Here is a 1,782-nt window from a genome sequence, read left to right on the forward strand (position 1 = left end):
GCAACCAAGCCCGACACGCCAGCCTCCTGCAAGGATCGCTTTCTTTTGGTTACTTTTCTTTACGAGTAAAGAAAAGTGACACCTCCATGTGCCCGAGGGCCTGACACCACTTCGCCTTTAGGCCCTGCAAACCAGCATCAAAACCTCAAAAACCCGAGAAGCCAAAATTCCAAAAAAAACCTCAAACAACCAGGCGGTTGACTCTAAATCAAAACCCCATGCCAACCCATAACACCCTCTTCATCATGTGCGATCAGCTCCGCCATGACCACCTGGCCTGCTACGGCCACCCCACCCTACGCACGAAGAACATCGACGCCCTCGCCGCCCGCGGCGTCCGCTTCACCAGGGCCTTCGTCACCTCTGGCGTCTGCGGCCCGAGCCGCATGAGTTTCTACACCGGCCGCTACCCCAGCAGCCACGGTGCAACCTGGAACCGGGTTCCCCTCTCGGTGGGCGAGGTCACGCTGGGGGAATACCTGAAGGACAGCCATCGCTCGCTGGCGCTCGCCGGCAAGACCCACGTGATGCCTGACAACGCCAATATGAAGCGCTTGCACCTCGACGGCGGCAGCGAGCTGGAAACGCTGTTGCGCAGCGGACATTTCGTCGAGGTGGACCGGCACGACGGCCATCACGCCGAGCCGCACGGCGCTTATGCCAGCTGGCTGCGCCAGCAGGGCTACGACAGCGCCGACCCGTGGACCGATTATGTGATCAGCGCGGAAAACGCTCAGGGCGAAATCGTGTCGGGCTGGCACATGCGCAACGCCGGCCTGCCGGCGCGCGTGGCCGAGCCGCATTCGGAGACGGCCTATACCGTGGGCCAGGCCATGCAGTACATCGCCGCGCGCGGCGATGATCCCTGGGTGCTCCACCTGTCGCTGGTCAAGCCGCACTGGCCCTATATGGCCCCTGCGCCTTACCACGCGGCTTATGCCCTGGACGACTGCCTGCCGCTCAGGCGGCACCAGGCCGAACTGGAGGACCCGCATCCGGTGCTGGACGCTTACCGCACCCAGGAGGAATGCGCCAACTTCATGCGCAGCGAAGTCTCTGATACGGTGCGTCCCGCCTACCAGGGCCTGGTGCAGCAGATCGACGACCGGCTGGGCGAGCTATGGGAGCAGCTTGAACGCCTCGGCCGCTGGCAGGACACGCTGATCGTGTTCACTGCCGACCACGGCGATTTCCTGGGCGATCACTGGCTCGGCGAGAAGGAGCAGTTCTACGACACCGTGCAGAACATCCCCCTGATCGTCTACGATCCCTCGCCCGAAGCCGATGCCACCCGCGGCAGCGCCGATGCGCGCATGGTCTCGGCCGTGGATGTGGTGCCGACGGTGCTCGATGCGCTTGGCCTGCCGCCGGCCGACCATCGCGTGGAAGGCCGCTCCCTGCTGGATCTCACGCGCGGGCGCGGCAATGGCGTGTGGCGGGATTTTGTGGTGTCCGAGCTGGATTACGCTTATCGCGGCGCACGCGTGGCGCTGGGGCGGCAGCCGGGGGAATGCCGGGCCTGGATGGTGCGCAATGCGCGGTGGAAGTATGTGCACTGGCAGGGCTTCCGCCCGCAGCTGTTCGACCTGGAACGCGACCCCGACGAGTTCTTCGACCTTGGCGCCGACCCTGGCCACGAGGCGGTCCGTTCGGCGATGCGGCTGCACCTGCTGGAGTGGTTCTGCACCCTCAAGCCGCGCACCACGGTGAGCAATGAAGAGGTGGCGGCAAAGACCAATGTGTATAAGCAGGCGGGGGTATTTTTCGGCGTGTGGTGATGGT

General features: G+C 64.3%; 1 protein-coding gene. It reads left to right on the plus strand.

Going from position 1 to position 1,782, the window contains the following annotated elements:
• The first annotated feature begins 218 nt into the window (after nucleotides 1–218).
• Nucleotides 219–1,778, plus strand: coding sequence for a sulfatase-like hydrolase/transferase (locus tag P3W85_RS24305; protein WP_276266652.1), 1,560 nt, complete (start codon nucleotides 219–221; stop codon nucleotides 1,776–1,778).
• The last annotated feature ends 4 nt before the right edge of the window (nucleotides 1,779–1,782 follow it).

The organism is Cupriavidus basilensis, from assembly GCF_029335485.1.
GTDB lineage: Bacteria > Pseudomonadota > Gammaproteobacteria > Burkholderiales > Burkholderiaceae > Cupriavidus > Cupriavidus basilensis_E.

Excerpts from the sequence above, each read along its gene's own strand:
- P3W85_RS24305 (WP_276266652.1), top strand. The coding sequence starts at position 219 with ATGCCAACCCATAACACCCTCTTCATCATGTGCGATCAGCTCCGCCAT.